Raw genomic sequence first — 15,192 nt, forward strand, 5'->3', positions numbered from 1 at the left:
AGACCCACAAACCGTAATCCACATCCCCAAGGCACACACCAACTCCCCCTCATCTACGAGGGGGAGTTGGTGTATAGCGTTCTAAGAGGGACCGCAGATGGGCAATGATTGGGGGAAGCGTTTGGTGCCAGTCTCCGATGATGGTGAGATCCACTCCTGGGTCGCCCAGAGGAGGTGACTGTGTCAGGTTCACCGTTGTCCCGGCCTCGCTCACGCCAGTCAGATGGTTGTGGCTCCCACGCGTTCCCACCCCGATGTAGAGCCGTGGCGAGATGGAGCGTCCAGTGATGCCTATCTGGCGTGATCGTGGCAGCACTCCGCGGTCGGCAATCTTTCTTGTACAGCCTAACTCTGCGTTAACGGTGGCTGCCAGTTGGTAAATGTCGGCGAGTTCGTCGTTCGCGACGCCGGCACCAACGGCCAAGACGAGCGGTGCATTCGCGAATTGAGCGACGTCCTGGGTTTCGGGGGAACCAGTGAGGGAGACGCGGCCTCGTTCGGGGACGGTGAGTGCGGATCGCGTGGGTTCGGTGTGAACAAGCCGGTCGACGGGGGATACTCCCCGAGGGCGCAACAGCGCGATGCCTATCGTAGTGGTCGTTGAGACCTCGGCGACGGAGGCCACCGACCCAACAGACTTCCAGCCGGTGATGGTGGGAGGTTCGGTGATGGTCAATTGGTCCAGATCGGTGAGGACGCCGGCATTAAGGGTCGCACCAAGGCGGCCACCGAGTTCTCGGCCATAGGAGGTCGCCGGTGCCACCACCAGTTGCTGTGGGTGATTTTGCAGCCACGCAGCGATGACTGGTGCGAGATCGTCCTCCAGTCGGCTTCCGCTGAGGTCAATGAGGTGATGAGCACCGAGCAACGCGTGTGGCGTCGTCTGGGGAGTGGTGGCGAATGAGAGAACCGTGAGTTGAGCGTCGTTTGATGCACATCCATTGAGCAGGTAAGTGACCAGCTGCTCATTGAGTGCTGGCTGATCTGGGTCACAGAGATAGGCCACGCGTGCGAGTGATAAAGTTGTAGTTGGTTTGGGAGTCGGTGATTGATCGGTCGCAAGCAGTCGGTCGCCGAGCAACGCGAGTGCCTTATCGAGTTCGGTTGCCCCGTCGATGACAATATTCAATCGTTGCAGTGATACATGCTGGATGCGATTCACTCGTGTTCTTGAGCTGGGACTTCCGTGGGCAAATCCCAGGTTGTCGGCATCGAGCCGTTGGATGGCCGTAACGGAGACCGCTTCGATTGCCTCAGGGGACGCCTTAGCTGGTGCACAGATGCGTTCGGCGACGGCGACTACGGCAGGAAGGGTGACGCGTATCGACCGGACGCCATCATCGAGTTCGGTGCTCAGCAATAGGGAGTCGTCGTGGAGATCGAGCTGCTTGGCAGCCCCTGCATAGGGCACGCCGAGCAATTCGGCCAATTGAACTCCTACGAGACCGGTGTTTGCGTCGATCGCAAAACGGCCAGTCAGAATGAGGTCGTAGGGATGTGACCGCGTTTGAATGAATCGGGCGAGTACCTCCGCTGTCGCTAACGCGTCAGAACCAGCAAAACGCGGATCGCTGAGAAGATATGCGTCGTGTGCCCCGACGGCAAGTGCCTCTCGTAGAATCTGAGTCGCCGATGGCGGCCCCATGCTGACTACCGAGCAGGTGCCTCCGTGTTGGTTGGCAAGCGTCACTCCAGTGGCGATAGCTCGCCGACAAAAAGGATTCAATCCCTGATCTTCGGGGGGTCGGAGCATCCTGCCTGAGGCATCAAAGTCGGCAAAATCTGCCTGGGTCACCTGCTTGATCGCAACGAGGATACGCAGTCCATTCATCGATACAGCTCCTTCTGGCCGGGATGTCATGCGTTTAACGTCTTGTCAGTCGATGGTGGTGAAGTTATCGTGAGTGGCCGCGTCGTAGTACGAAGTTGGTAGCTATCATCGAGAGAACCGGTGACTCGCCTTCGAGACTCATCTCGATTTTGGTCTTGATGATGCCTCGATCAGACTTGGTGCGTGATGGCCTTGCGTCGACGACGCCACAGTGGAGCCACAGTTGATCGCCAGCTCGTACTGGCGCAAGCCACTGTAGGCTGTCAAGACCCGGCGAACCGAGGCTAGATTCGGGTGACAGGTAATTGGCGACGAGCTCTCTCATCGCCAAGACACAGGTGAACCAACCGCTAGCGATGATTCCTCCATAGATGCTCTGTTGTGCCGCTTGTGCATCGATATGAAATGGCTGTGGATCCCACTGGCGCGCGAACGTGATCATCTCTTCTTCGTCGACCGCAATGGGGCCATAGCGAACTTCGTCACCAATGGTGTAGTCCTCAAAGAAGTGTGTCGCCATGTGCTCTAGTCTAACCAGCTCGAGAGGAGGGGGGCTGGCGTGAGACGTCGCTAGTCTTGCTGAGGAGGGAGAAGAACCCCAAGCTTTGCAGCGAGTTCCTGATCGGTGGGTTCAACGAGAAAACTACCATCCTCGAAGACGATCGTGGGGATGTGGGGCTCACCACCCTGAAGTTCGCGGATGTGTGCTTTGCCAGCCTCATCAGCATCGGTATCTATCCAGGTGAAGGCCGTTCCCGTTTGCAACAAGAGCTCCTTGGAACGCCTGCAATCTGGACACCAGTCGGCGCCGTATACTACGAGGGCCATTGCTCATTACCTCCTTCGAGCGGAGCGCGAGGGCTTCGTCGGTAGTTCATTGCTTACTGTCATGGACTCAGTTGTTCGCTTAAGATGATTGCCCCGGTCGTCTCGCCTTTGCGCGTGCGGCACCCTCCAGGATAACCTTTCGTACCCGCACTTGCGTAGGCGTCACCTCGACGCACTCGTCATCGGTGATGAGTTCGAGAGCTGATTCGAGCGTGAGGGGAATGGGCGGGACGAGGCGGACGAGTTCATCTGCCGTCGAAGAGCGGACGTTGGTGAGCTTCTTCTCTTTGGTGGGGTTCACGTCCATGTCCCCAGGTCTTGCGTTGATCCCGATGACCATACCCTCGTAGACCTGATCCTGGGGAGAGACGAAGAGTTCGCCACGTTCTTGCAGGTTTAAAAGGGCGTAGGTCATTGCTACGCCAGTGCGGTCTGATACCAGACTTCCCTGACTTCTTGGCTTTATCTCGCCAACTACTGGTCCCCACTTCTCAAAGGTGTGATGGATGATTGCGCTGCCCCGGGTCGCGGAGAGGAGTTCACTACGGATACCGAGGAGCCCTCGAGACGGGATCAGGTAACTTGCACGCATCCACCCAGATGCCATTTGGTGCATCGAGTCGAGTGTCGCTCGCCGCATTGAGACGATCTGCGTGAGTGAGCCAAAGTACTCGTCGGGTACGTCGACCTCAAGCAACTCGAATGGTTCAAAGATTTGGCCATCGACCAGCATGGTGAGTGCTTTTGGTTTTGAAACGGTCAGTTCAAAGCCTTCTCGACGCATGAGCTCGATCAGGACTGCGAGTGCGAGTTCCCCTCTGCCCTGCACCTCAAAGGTGTCGTTGCGCTCAGTTGGGACGACTTTGATCGCAACATTTCCGATGGTCTCCTGTGCGAGTCGTGAGCTGATCAAACGAGCGGTGAGTTTTTTACCTTCCTTGCCTGCCAAGGGTGAGGTGTTGACGCCAATCGTCATTGAGATGGCTGGCTCTTCGATGGTGAGTGGTGGCAGTGCACTGGGTGCCTCAGAGTCAGCGATTGTCTCGCCGATATTGACGTCCTCAAGCCCAGCGACGATGGCGAGCTCACCCGCGGCAACCTCGTCAACGGCGATGCGTTCCAGGTAGTGAGTAATGAACAACTCACCCAGTCGTATCCGCGTCTGTGTCCCGTCGATGTGGATGCGCGTGACGTTAGCTCCGCGCTTCAACGAACCGGCAAAGACGCGGCAGATAGCGAGTCTACCGAGATATGGAGATGCATCGAGGTTGGTGACCTGGGCCTGCAACGGAGCGTCTGGTAGGGCAAGAGGGGCGGGAATGGTCTCGATGATGGCCCGAAACAAGGGGGTCAAATCCTCCTCGAGTTGATCTGCCGCGAGGCCGGCCACTCCTTGCTTCGCCGATGCGTAGATGACCGGGAACTCGATCTGGTCTTCATCGGCACCGAGTTCGATAAAGAGCCCCAAGATCTCGTCCAACACCTCGCTTGGACGCGAGTCCGGACGGTCAACTTTGTTGATGACCACGATGACAGGGAGCTTTCGCTCAAGGGCTTTGCGGAGGACGAAACGGGTCTGCGGTAGCGGACCCTCTGCAGCATCTACCAACATCAGCACTCCGTCGACCATGAAGAGCGCCCGCTCCACTTCGCCGCCGAAGTCAGCGTGCCCTGGCGTGTCCACGAGATTGATCTTGTAATCCTCGAAGAATACCGAGGTATTCTTGGCAAGAATCGTGATGCCCTTTTCTCGTTCTAGATCCATCGAGTCCATAATGCGATCCTCGATGGCTTGGTTCTCCCGGAATGCTCCCGATTGACGAAGGAGTTTGTCGACAAGGGTTGTCTTTCCGTGGTCGACGTGGGCGATGATAGCAACGTTACGTAACTCGTTGGGCACTGTGGTGAATACTCCTCTTAATTGGGCGTGTCGGTCTCGGGCATGGTGGAATGGGTCGGACGATGATCTAGGCGCCGGTGTTCTTCTGAGTTCTTTTGAACTCACGCTCGACATCGAGCCAGGTGATCGGCTCCGGGTCTGCACCCAGATCCTCTTGCTTTTGCGCCCTAACCATTATAGCGACAGCGACGGTCCAGAGAATCCCGAAGTCGATGAGCTTCGGTATTGCTCCAGCCAACTGCTGGTCCCCGACCTCTGATACGCCGAAGATGAGATGGATGTTGGTGGCAAAAATTGGGTAGAAGGAGTGGTGGGAGAAGATGAGTACAAAAGCGGGGAATGTGGGGAGAAGGCTTTGTGCGAACAGATACAACACTCGCCCACCGGTCGAGAGCTTGCGTGTTCCCGGATTGAGCCTGAGGGCAGGAATCCACATGAGCGCCCCGATGACCACAAAGGCCACTTGCAGATAGACGTAGACGATCAGCGAAGTGGCTTGCGCCTCGACGATGACCGCAAGCATAGAGAGGACGAAGAGGGCGGTATAGAGAATCGTGGTCAGGATCGGTGAGGTGAGTAACTCGAGGAGGGCATCCACTAAGGGAGTCTCTGTCAGTCGGTGGAACAACCAATGGGGAATGCCAAGGAGTAGGAGAGGAACGGCGACCAGCTCAATCAGCATGTTGTGCGTGAGGTAGGCGAGGCTCGAGACGTAGCGGGCAAGCTCAAGCGAGGGCCAACTCTCCATCAGTGCGAGTAGAACGAGGCCGCTCAGGAACAGCGCGTGTTGTCGTGGAGTCACTGCGTCACGAAGTCGAACATGGAGCGGTGAGTTGCTCAGCCGACTCGCTATCTTGGGGATCAGCCAATAGTAAAAGAGTCCTCCAAGCAAGAGGACAATAGCCCCTCCGTATGGAGGGGTGATGCGAAGTACGGCTTCGCCCGTGACGGTGCCTAGCACCTCATTCCTCCCAGCGACACACATCCCTTTTGCAAGGGTCCCTTACCTAAGGGTTACCCCGTAAGTTTAGGCTGATGTTGTGGCGAACGAGAACTTCGACGTTTCATCGTCGTGCCGGATCGATGGGTAGGGAGGAAGCGCCGATGTTGGGATGCCAAACGGCGGCGGGAATTTTGACGCAGAAAGGCTGGTGCGGATGGCCTCCGACCCCTTGATCAGGCTGGTCAATCTCTTTGAACTCCTGAGCACGACGCACGAACCGCTGACCCAAGAGATGATCACCGATCTCGTGCCGGGGTTTCCTGAGTCGCCCAGTGCTCGTGCACGCGCCTTTGAACGAGCCAAGGCAAGCTTGCGTGAGATTGGCATCCCCCTTCGGACCGTGACATTGCCCGGTCGGTCCCAGGTTGGTTATCAGATTGACGCTGAGGATATTCAGTTTGACCTCGATCTTACTCGGGCTGAATGGGCAGCGCTTGAGGCGGCACTTGGTTGTGCCGTCTTCGTCGGCCAGCACGGTCGACATTTTGAAACCCGTCTCGGCTTGCTGTATCGACAGGCAGCTCCAATCGTCTGGGGAATGGGAGAACTCGCCCATCTCAACCCCGATCTCGGTCGGGCTATCGCGGAGTCACGGCGTGTGCGCTTCTTCTATCGTGGTCGCGAGCGTGATGTCTTCCCCTTTGGGGTGCTCATGCGTTGGGGACACGCCTATCTGGTCGCCGATGAGGGAGGACACCAAAAGAGCTTTCGCACTGACCGCATCGAACCTCCTTACCTCCTTGGCCCCCTTGACGAACACCTCAGACCTGCCGATCTCCGGTCTGCATTGCCCGAACATCCGTGGCTGCTAGAGGTTGACCAAAGGGTTGCCGTCATGCTGGTTGGATCGCCAGCGCAGCTTGCGTCCCTTGGTGCCACGCTCGTTGGAGATGCTCCGATCATGACCACCGAAGGTCTGGTGCTAGATGCCCAAGCGTTGGTATATGGGCGTGTCGAGGTCTCAAATGTTGGCGCTCTCCTCTCCGACCTACTGATGGAGTCGTATCCGGTGATCCCGGTGGCCCCTGCCGAGATTCGTGAGCGCTTTGTGCAGCAAGTCCGGGCCGTCTGGGCCTCGCTGGATGTGGGATTGGTCGCCGGTGAGGTCCAGGCCATGGCACCGCGGGCGAACTCACGACAGCCTAGTCGCGTGAACCGTACCCTGGAGGATCGCTTTCTCGCGGTCCAGGGCCTACTCTCGTATCTGCGGGTCAATGGCGGGTCGGCGACGATCGTGAACTTGGCCGATGTCTCTGGCTTGGAGCCGAGTGAGGTGGTGGAGCTCTTGGAGACTGCTTCGCTGGCAGGACTGCCGCCCTACAGCCCCGACGTGCTCTTGGACGTGGTGGTCGACGAGGAGTTTGATCTTGTCGAGGTCTCTGTTGATACTGGTCTCGGTCGAAGTCAGCGGATCGATGTGGTCGAGGCGATGACCGTCCTCGCGACACTCGAGGCGGTGACGAGCATCATGGATGGGGAGGTTCCCGAACTCCAGCGCGCTTCAGAGAAGCTCCGGTATGCTATTCGAGGACAACTATTGCGATCAGGAGAGGTGGCGAACTCTGATGACCCACCGGAAGCGGTGGCACTTCTCCGACGGGCTATCGCTGAACCTGAATGTGTCGAGCTCGACTACACCGATGCCGAAGGCCGCATGAGTCATCGACACCTACTCGCCATCAGCCTGTTTGTGCTGGCGGGTCGATGGTATCTCTACGGCCTCTCCGATGGTCAGCAGCGTCACTTTCGGCTGGATCGGATGCGCAATATTAGGTTGATAGAGTTTGACGGATGCCATGAGGTTGCCGCCATTCGCCTTGCGCAACGCTCGCTCGATCGCCTTGATCCTTTGGGTCTGCGATCCTCGGGAACGCCGATTTGGCTGCATCTTGAACCAGATCAACTCGCCAAGCTTGAGGCGCTGACCCAGGGTATCTTTGACCGAGAGGGGAATGGCTATGTTGTCTACCGGTTCCGTGATGAATGGTTGGTGCGTCTTTTGTTGGCAATCGGCCCCGGAACGAGTGGTGTCATTCCGGCCTCGGTACTAGCCAGCCTTCGTCACCGCGCATCTGTTATCTTGACGATGGTTGAGGAGTGGGTCTCCTCAACGACGGAGCGGTCCGAGTTGTGACGATGCAGTTGAGGTGGTTTGGTGGCGGTTCAGGAAGGTCGAGGCGGTTCATTGGAGAGAACTGAGGTTGTGCAGGCGATCGCAAGCACGCGACACGGGCTACTCGCGACGATCACTCCAAAGGGGGCAGTGCACACGGTCCTTGTGAATCCCTTTTGGTTAGAAAGCCGAGAATGCATTGCGGTGTTTTCGCGACGGAGGAGCCAAAAGGTGGTCAATCTGGAGAATCGATCAACGGCGACCATCACCTTGATCGAGGGTGCGAAGTACTTTGCCATGCTTGGGGTTGCGACAGTCGTGGATGATGGAGATGAAGTGGAGCGTTGCTTGCCCGCTTTTTACGCTAAGTATCAGCGATTCCCTGCGGAAGCAGCCGACAGAGTCGTGATCTATCTGAACGTCGAACGTACGCTTGGTGGTCTCTCGTTGCGGTGATCGAAAAGCGGGACTTGGTTTTCTTGCTGATCGCGAGCTAAGAATTGGCTGGAGACGACGGGGTGGCTGGAGGCGAGTCATGGTTCTATGCTTACCAGGTATAAACAGTTTACAGTGATTGGTTTTTAGGGTGATTGTGTTTTGATAGCGGGTGATACGGCGCGCGTGACCAGAGGAAGACCATGGAGCTAGTGAAGACAGGGGCAGCGGATGCTACGGCTGGCAGTCCTGCGGGGCATGAGCAGTTGCGTGATGCGGTATCGCTTATCCTCGCCATGATGCCGGTCGTGAGGACGATCAAGGCGCGAGCCGGCAGCTGTCAAGTCCAGGGCGTGTCGATTACCCCTCGCCACATGCAAGTGTTGATGCAAATTCTCTTGGTGGGAGAGGTTACCGTGAGCGAACTGGCAGAACAGCTGAGAATGAGCCTTGCAAGCATCTCTTTGATCGTCTCACAACTGGCCGCAATAGGTCTTTTGGAACGCCATGAGGACCCTCTTGATCACCGACGAACCGTGGTGCATGCAGGCCCAGAGTATGTTCGGTTCGTCACCGAGGTGCTGATCGAACGGTTCCAGCCACTGATCAACGCGCTCGACACCCTTGCCCCCGAGGAACGGAACAACCTCGAGCGCCTCGCACATCTTTTGTCGTCTCACCTTGTTGCAGCGCTCGATGGAATGACGCTCGATGGGTGAGGCGCACCCACGATCAACCGGAATATGGTTTGGGCACTTGCGGTTGGCAAGTATCGCAACATCGTCCACTATGACAGGAGCTTCTTTTGAGTCGGTTTTTTGAGCGCCTCGGTGTTTTTGCGGTCAGGTTCAAGTATGCCATCGTGGTGGTATGGATTGCGGGCCTGATAGCTGCGCTCGCGTTTTTGCCTTCGATTGGCTCGGTGGTGCAAAACAACTTCTCTAACTTCCTGCCAACCAACTCACCGTCGATCAAAGCAGCACAGTTAGCCGATGTGTTTCAAAAGAGCACGGACTCGACGGTTGTCGTTGTCGCGGATAATCCGCACGCCGCACTCACGACAGCCGACACCACGTATCTCAATAGCCTGTCACAGACGTTGAAGTCCGTGCCGAGTGTGGTCAAGTCGAATGTGGCGGCGATCTCGGCCAATGGTAAGGCAGAGCAGATCGAGGTCGTTTCTTCGACCTCACAGTTCAACGATTTGGGCATCAAATCCCTCGTCAACGACCTGCAGGCCAAGCTGCAGAGCAACCCTGCTCCGGCTGATCTTCAGATTCATTTAGCCGGGACGGTGGCGACAGCGGTCGCTCAGGCTGACCAGAATAATTCGAGTGCAAGTGCCACGCAGGGCTTCTCGGTACTGTTCATTCTCGTGCTTCTCTTCATTGTTTTCCGCTCGGTGCTGGCGCCCTTCTTGACTCTTTTGCCTGCGCTCATCGTCACGTTGTTAGCTGGACCGGTGGTGGCCCGGTTGACCTCGGTCCTGCACTATCAGGTCTCTAGCGTCACCCAGCTACTCATGATCGTCCTCGTGTTGGGTGCGGGGACCGACTATGGACTCTTCCTTGTGTTCCGAACCCGGGAAGAGCTCAACCGTGGGCGTTCTCCACAGGAGGCAGTTGAGTTTGCCCTCTCTAAGGTCGGAGAGTCGATTACCTTCTCGGCTCTCACCGTGATCGCAGCGGTCCTTATGCTCATCACCGCTACCTTTGGCTTCTACCGAGGGCTCGGTTATCCCCTCGCTATCGCTGTGTTCTTGATGCTCCTTGCCGGTCTGACCCTTCAGCCTGCACTACTGGCTATCTTTGGTAAGGCTGCGTTCTGGCCACGACGTAAGTCGGAGAAGCGACAGGAGGCCAAGTATGGGCTGTGGGGCAGGATAGCAGGTCGCCTGGTGATGCGCCCGGTGGTCACACTCTTGATTGGAGTTGCCTTTTTCGGTGTTCTTGCCTTCTTCGCCCCGCTGAATCGTCCCTCAGGGTTCGCAAGCAACGCCGCGGCTCCTACTGGCACCAACGCCTATTATGGGAACCAGGACCTTACCCGTTACTTCCCAAAGGCATCCTTTAACCCCACTGAGTTAATCTTTCGTTTCTCCTCTCCAATCTGGAACCATATTGGCACGTTAGAGACCTTGGATACCGATATCTCGCACTCCTCGCTCTTTACACAAGTCGATGGGGCACTCAACCCCGCCGGAGTTGCTCTTCCGGTTGCTCAGCTCCAGCGTCTCCACGCCCTTCTTGGACCCGCATCGACGCTTCCCCAGGTGAGCACCGGTCATCTCGTTCCAGCTGGGGTGTATCAGCTGTACCGGGCGACCGGTAACTATATCAGCAGTAATGGTGACGAGGTGTTGTTTGAGACGACCCTTACGGCGGGATCGCCAGGCCAAAATCCTGCGATCAATGCGGTACCGGCGATTCGGTCTTTCACGACCACGTTGGCCAAGCAAGTCGGGGCAACGAAGTCGGGTGTTGCCGGCGAGGCACCGGCTTCCTACGATGTCTCGTCGGCCTCGAATCACGATCTTGTCCATATTGTTCCGCTCGTGATCTTGATCATCGCTATTTTGTTGGCCCTCGTTCTCCGCTCCGTCGTAGCTCCTGTGTTTCTTGTCGTGAGTGTCGGACTCTCTTTCTTCGCCGCCTTGGGTGTCGCGGTGCTACTCTTTATGAAAATCGGCAGTCACAGCGGTCTGATCTTCATTTTGCCGTTCATGCTCTTCCTCTTCCTGTTAGCACTCGGAGAGGACTACAACATCCTGGTGATGACCCGAATACGGGAGGAGTCTCATCATCACACCATCCGCGAGGCAGTGGTTGCCGCAATCGGTGCAACCGGGCCGGCAGTGACCTCGGCCGGCATGGTGCTCGCAGGCACCTTCCTTGTCCTGGGTCTTGCATCAGCAGGTCAGGCAGAGGTCGAGGAGATCGGGATTTCGCTGGCGTTGGGTATCTTGATGGATACTTTTTTGGTGAGGACGCTCTTAGTTCCCTCAGCGGTGGTGCTGCTCGGTCGTTGGAGCTGGTGGCCTTCGAAGCTTAGCGACGTAGAGCCAGACCCGGATTCGCCACATCGGCACGGCGGTCAACAAACGTCGTCGCTCTCCGCGACAGGGGAGAGCAATCGAGAGCCTGAGGGGCAGCTTACCTAGCGTGCAAGGGAACGTCTTTGCAGAGGTTGACGCCGGTACTAAGGTTGCGACGGTTTGGATCGACAACCCTGAGCGCGTGAACGCGATGTCGATTCAGATGTGGGAACGGTTGGCGGAGGTGCTCGGTGCACTTGCACAGGACCGAGACGTCTGGGTCGTAGCGATCCGAGGGGTGAACGGCAACTTTTGCGCCGGTGCCGATCTGAGTGAGTTTGGCGATCATCGGCAAGGGGCTGATACGTTTGTCTATGACCAACGCACGGAATCCGCGCTCGTCATTCCTCGCCAGATGCCTATGCCAGTCGTGGCCGTTGTCGAGGGTTACTGCTTGGGTGGGGGTGTCAGCATCGCCGTGGCCTGCGACATTGTCTATGCTGTGGAAGACGCCAGATTTCAAATTCCTGCTGCGAAGGTTGGTACCGCGTATCCCGATGGGGCCCTCCATCGATTGCGTGATCGGGTAGGCTATGCCAATGCTCTGGAGCTGATCGCAACGGCGAGGAGAGTTACTGCCGTTGATGCCGTCGCGCTTGGCCTTGCGACCCAGACTTTTGCTTCGAGCGAGGAGGTTGTGGACCAGCTGCGGCGAATCGCTACACTGGCACCACGGTCGATCGCAGCGGCGAAGGCGAGCATGGATGGCCGCATAAGCGAGGATGAGCGAATCGCGATCTTCTCGAGCCAAGACTATCAAGAAGGGCTTCGCGCATTCGCGGAGCGACGCAGTCCCCGATTCACTGGTCTTTGAATTTCGCGATCGTAGGTGACGTGCTACCATAGACGTAGACCACGGCTTAGCACATCAAAAGGGGGGCAAATGAAAGTTGAACTCAACGTCTTGGATTTCCTGTATCGCGCCGTCGAGGTATACCCCGATCGTTTGGCGCTGGTGGATGATCCTGGTGTTCCTGGTGCGCTGGGCCGGTTGACCTATGGTGAGATTGGCCAGCGCGTGAAGGGCATGGCTTCCACGCTCGAGGCGATGGGTTATGAGGTAGGGGACCGGATTGGCATCGTGTCACCGAACGCCGGGAAATTCTTGATCTCGTACTTTGGTATCTCTGGCTACGGACGCATTCTGGTGCCGATCAACTATCGATTGAACGTCGATGAAGTACAGTACATCGTCAACCATTCGGGCACGCGACTCCTCTTGATCGACCCAGAGTATGCCGATGTCTTCGGTAACGTCAAGGTCGAGAAGTCGATCATCCTTGACGGCGTGGAGGATGCCCAGCTCTTTGCACCCCTGGCAGAGGGCGCATCGGTTCCAGTCTGGGCAGGTGATGAGGAGTTTGCCTGTTCGATCAACTACACCTCTGGCACAACGTCTCGTCCTAAAGGGGTCCAGATGACCCATAGAAATGCCTGGCTGAACGCATCGACGCTTGGTTGGCACACGACGGTGACGGATCGGGATGTGCTTTTGCACACGCTGCCCATGTTCCACTGCAACGGTTGGGGTATGCCCTATGCAGTAACTGGTATGGGCGGCACCCATGTGATCCAACGAAAGATCGATGGGGAGAGCATCCTTGCCAACGTCGAAAACGAGGGTGTGACCATCGCCTGTGGTGCACCGGCCGTCTGGGCTGCCACGTTGCAGGGTGCGGAGCGTCGGGTCAGTGAGGGTCGCCAAATCCCAGGGCGCGATCTCATGCGCGTGGTCGCGGCAGGCGCGCCCCCTCCGTCGCGGACGATCGAGAGTATTCAGGAGGTGCTGGGCTGGGAATTTATCCAGATCTATGGCTTGACGGAGACCTCACCACTGCTGACGGTGAACCGTCGGCCACAGGAGTGGGATGCGTTGGAGCCGGCGGAGCTCGCGCGTCGTCTATCAATGGCTGGGACTCCGAGTATTGGCGTTCGTATCGCTGAAGATGTCGACGGTGAGGTGCTCGCCCAAGGGAACCAGGTATTCAAAGGCTATTGGGAGCAGCCTGAAGAGACGGCGAAGGCACTTGCTGGCGGATGGTTCCATACCGGTGACGGTGGTGTCTACCGGGATGGATTTCTCCGGATTCTCGATCGGAAGAAAGACGTCATCATCACCGGTGGAGAGAACGTCTCTTCCATCGAAGTAGAGGATGCACTATTTGCGCATCCGGCCGTCGCGGAGGTAGCGGTGATTGGCGTGCCTGATGCCAAGTGGGGCGAGACGGTGAAGGCTCTGGTTGTGCCGAAGCAGGGCACGGATCCAACCGAGAAGGAGTTGCAAGAGTTCTGCCGAGAGCGTTTAGCGCATTTCAAGTGCCCGACTTCGATCGAGTTTCGTGAGGAGCTAGCCCGAACCGCCACGGGCAAGTTGCAGAAATTTAAATTGCGAGCACCCTATTGGGAGGGCAAGGACCGTCTAGTTAACTGAGTCCAGTAGCTCTAGCGCAGCTGGTGGTTCGAGGGTTCCCGTCTTTGCGCAGAGGTTCCCGCTACTAGAGGTCGGTGATGAGCTTGAAGCGCTCGCTGAGGTGGGCGCTGTCAGGTTGAGAGGCTGCCTCGATGAGATGAGGCAGGAGGTGGTCCGTTGCGTCCGCCGTCTCAGGTGCGAGGCCATAGCTCGAGGGGTACTGGCTGCGGTGGCACGCCAGAGCCCGAGCCTTGGCCTTGAGGTGTCGTTGTTCTACGGTCTCGCTGTGGTCCTCGATATCTGCCTCAAAGAGTAGAAGGGCGTCAGGCCGCGATGCCGGTAGCGATAGTTCTCGCCAGAAGCTCTGGTCGCGTGCTTGTACGAGCGCTTCGACTACGATCTCACCGGTAACGCGGTGATCTGGGTGAAGACGATAGCGTTTCCATGGGTCATGCGTGATGACGACCGAGGGGCGGATCGATCGGAGCAGCGTTACGAGACGAAGAACGATATCGGAGGTGGAGCGGAGCTCTCCATCGATCTGTTGAAAGAAGAGGGGTGCCTGAGCACCTAATGCTAAGGCTGCCGACTGGGCCTCTGCTTGGCGTGAGACCGCCAGTGCGAGCAGGTCTTGTGTTGGATTCCAGGTACCACGTCGCCCATCGGTCAGAATGGCGACATGAATGGCGCATGAGCGTTCCGCCCATTTGGCGAGGGTGGCACCGCAGCCGAACTCGATGTCATCGGGGTGCGCGCCGATGGCGAGGACCGTTGCGGGGACCTCAAGATCCTTGGTGATCCTCTGGGGAGAGGTGGTAAAGTAGGTCGCGAATCCCTCACGTTGTGTGTTCATAAGAGGTCCCAGAGTTCTGAATCAGGGAAGATCTCTCGAGCAAGGATGAGATCCTCTGGTGTATCGATGTCGAAAGCGGAAGGACAGGGGGTGACTGCAACAGCGAGCTCCCGAGCTTTTGCACCTTGGATGTGATGGAAAAACGAGTCTTGACCATAGGCGAAGATGGGGTCTTGGACTGAGGTAGGGACGCGAAGAAGATTGGTCCCCGATAGGTGAGAGTCTGGGGTGACCAGAGAGACCCTCGCCGTTGGCCTCTGCCGGTACGCCTCCAGGCTTGTGAGAAACGGTAGGTCATTGGGCAAGATAGTCACACAACGATAGGCCCCAAGCGCGGAGGAAGTGACGATCGCATGAATGGCGACGTTGAGGTCAGCCCCCTGTTGGAGGATAGGGGTGATGTCGAGGCGAAGGCCTTCGTTCGCGGCCTGTTCGTTCGCGGCCAACAGGTAGAGGGTGTCTGGCTCAGTGAGGTCGGTGATGCGTTGCAGGCAGAAACGGGTGAGCACCGTTCGTTGCTCTGGAGAAAGGACAGCGCTCAGCCGCGATTTCGATGTCGCAGGATCGCCTTGAAGAACCACGAAGGCAACATCATTGGGTTCTGACACGGGCATCATCCTAGCCATGTGCCGCTACTCATCACGACACCTTTGGGGAGCGCGGACCTCCGAGCCGACCAGATCGCCTGGTGTAGACGGATTCGCAGGTGTTTGACCCTTAGGGTG

General features: G+C 57.5%; 13 protein-coding genes. 6 read left to right on the forward strand and 7 right to left on the reverse strand.

Annotated features, from left to right (window positions below):
• Positions 1 to 49: 49 nt before the first annotated feature.
• From M7Q83_RS00855 to M7Q83_RS00875, 5 genes are all read right to left on the reverse strand, one after another.
• The gene (locus M7Q83_RS00855; protein ID WP_298334396.1) at positions 50 to 1,831 is read right to left on the reverse strand and encodes an FAD-binding protein; all 1,782 of its coding nucleotides are present in this window, start codon (positions 1,829 to 1,831) and stop codon (positions 50 to 52) included.
• 64 nt (positions 1,832 to 1,895) lie between these two features.
• Positions 1,896 to 2,351, reverse strand: coding sequence for a MaoC family dehydratase (locus M7Q83_RS00860; protein ID WP_298334399.1), 456 nt, complete (start codon positions 2,349 to 2,351; stop codon positions 1,896 to 1,898).
• A gap of 50 nt (positions 2,352 to 2,401) precedes the next feature.
• Positions 2,402 to 2,659, reverse strand: coding sequence for a glutaredoxin domain-containing protein (locus tag M7Q83_RS00865; RefSeq protein ID WP_298334401.1), 258 nt, complete (start codon positions 2,657 to 2,659; stop codon positions 2,402 to 2,404).
• 79 nt (positions 2,660 to 2,738) lie between these two features.
• Positions 2,739 to 4,559, reverse strand: coding sequence for a translational GTPase TypA (gene typA, locus M7Q83_RS00870; protein ID WP_298334403.1), 1,821 nt, complete (start codon positions 4,557 to 4,559; stop codon positions 2,739 to 2,741).
• Between the two features lie 67 nt (positions 4,560 to 4,626).
• Complete coding sequence (locus tag M7Q83_RS00875) at positions 4,627 to 5,520, reverse strand: cytochrome c oxidase assembly protein (protein WP_298334405.1); 894 nt, start codon at positions 5,518 to 5,520, stop codon at positions 4,627 to 4,629.
• A 196-nt stretch (positions 5,521 to 5,716) separates the two neighbouring features.
• On the opposite strand from M7Q83_RS00875, the gene M7Q83_RS00880 reads away from it, so the two are divergent.
• The 6 genes from M7Q83_RS00880 to M7Q83_RS00905 all read left to right on the forward strand — a co-directional run bounded on the left by M7Q83_RS00880 (position 5,717) and on the right by M7Q83_RS00905 (position 13,635).
• A complete protein-coding gene (locus M7Q83_RS00880; protein ID WP_298334407.1) occupies positions 5,717 to 7,696 on the forward strand; it encodes a WYL domain-containing protein in 1,980 nt (659 codons plus the stop codon).
• A 21-nt stretch (positions 7,697 to 7,717) separates the two neighbouring features.
• On the forward strand, positions 7,718 to 8,131 hold the full coding sequence (locus M7Q83_RS00885; protein WP_298334409.1) for a pyridoxamine 5'-phosphate oxidase family protein: 414 nt from the start codon (positions 7,718 to 7,720) through the stop codon (positions 8,129 to 8,131).
• A gap of 182 nt (positions 8,132 to 8,313) precedes the next feature.
• Entirely contained in the window at positions 8,314 to 8,829 is a 516-nt protein-coding gene (locus tag M7Q83_RS00890; RefSeq protein ID WP_298334411.1) for a MarR family transcriptional regulator, read from the forward strand.
• Between the two features lie 86 nt (positions 8,830 to 8,915).
• Complete coding sequence (locus tag M7Q83_RS00895) at positions 8,916 to 11,270, forward strand: MMPL family transporter (protein ID WP_298334413.1); 2,355 nt, start codon at positions 8,916 to 8,918, stop codon at positions 11,268 to 11,270.
• Position 11,271: 1 nt separating this feature from the next.
• Positions 11,272 to 12,018: an enoyl-CoA hydratase-related protein gene (locus M7Q83_RS00900; RefSeq protein ID WP_298334415.1), complete on the forward strand. Its 747-nt coding sequence runs from the start codon at positions 11,272 to 11,274 to the stop codon at positions 12,016 to 12,018.
• A 69-nt stretch (positions 12,019 to 12,087) separates the two neighbouring features.
• Positions 12,088 to 13,635 (forward strand): AMP-binding protein, encoded by a 1,548-nt coding sequence (locus M7Q83_RS00905; RefSeq protein ID WP_298334417.1) that lies wholly within the window; start codon positions 12,088 to 12,090, stop codon positions 13,633 to 13,635.
• 64 nt (positions 13,636 to 13,699) lie between these two features.
• Here the strand turns inward: M7Q83_RS00905 and M7Q83_RS00910 are convergent, their stop codons facing one another.
• Together M7Q83_RS00910 and M7Q83_RS00915 are read right to left on the reverse strand one after the other, a co-directional pair.
• The gene (locus tag M7Q83_RS00910; protein WP_298334419.1) at positions 13,700 to 14,467 is read right to left on the reverse strand and encodes a PIG-L deacetylase family protein; all 768 of its coding nucleotides are present in this window, start codon (positions 14,465 to 14,467) and stop codon (positions 13,700 to 13,702) included.
• A complete protein-coding gene (locus M7Q83_RS00915; RefSeq protein WP_298334421.1) occupies positions 14,464 to 15,075 on the reverse strand; it encodes a hypothetical protein in 612 nt (203 codons plus the stop codon). Before M7Q83_RS00915 ends, M7Q83_RS00910 begins: the two co-directional genes overlap by 4 nt.
• Positions 15,076 to 15,192 lie beyond the last annotated feature (117 nt).

Source organism: Ferrimicrobium sp. (assembly GCF_027364955.1).
Taxonomy (GTDB): Bacteria; Actinomycetota; Acidimicrobiia; order Acidimicrobiales; family Acidimicrobiaceae; genus Ferrimicrobium.

Excerpts from the sequence above, each read along its gene's own strand:
- M7Q83_RS00855 (WP_298334396.1), bottom strand. The coding sequence starts at position 1,831 with ATGAATGGACTGCGTATCCTCGTTGCGATCAAGCAGGTGACCCAGGCA.
- M7Q83_RS00860 (WP_298334399.1), bottom strand. The coding sequence starts at position 2,351 with ATGGCGACACACTTCTTTGAGGACTACACCATTGGTGACGAAGTTCGC.
- M7Q83_RS00865 (WP_298334401.1), bottom strand. The coding sequence starts at position 2,659 with ATGGCCCTCGTAGTATACGGCGCCGACTGGTGTCCAGATTGCAGGCGT.
- M7Q83_RS00880 (WP_298334407.1), top strand. The coding sequence starts at position 5,717 with ATGGCCTCCGACCCCTTGATCAGGCTGGTCAATCTCTTTGAACTCCTG.
- M7Q83_RS00890 (WP_298334411.1), top strand. The coding sequence starts at position 8,314 with ATGGAGCTAGTGAAGACAGGGGCAGCGGATGCTACGGCTGGCAGTCCT.
- M7Q83_RS00905 (WP_298334417.1), top strand. The coding sequence starts at position 12,088 with ATGAAAGTTGAACTCAACGTCTTGGATTTCCTGTATCGCGCCGTCGAG.
- M7Q83_RS00910 (WP_298334419.1), bottom strand. The coding sequence starts at position 14,467 with ATGAACACACAACGTGAGGGATTCGCGACCTACTTTACCACCTCTCCC.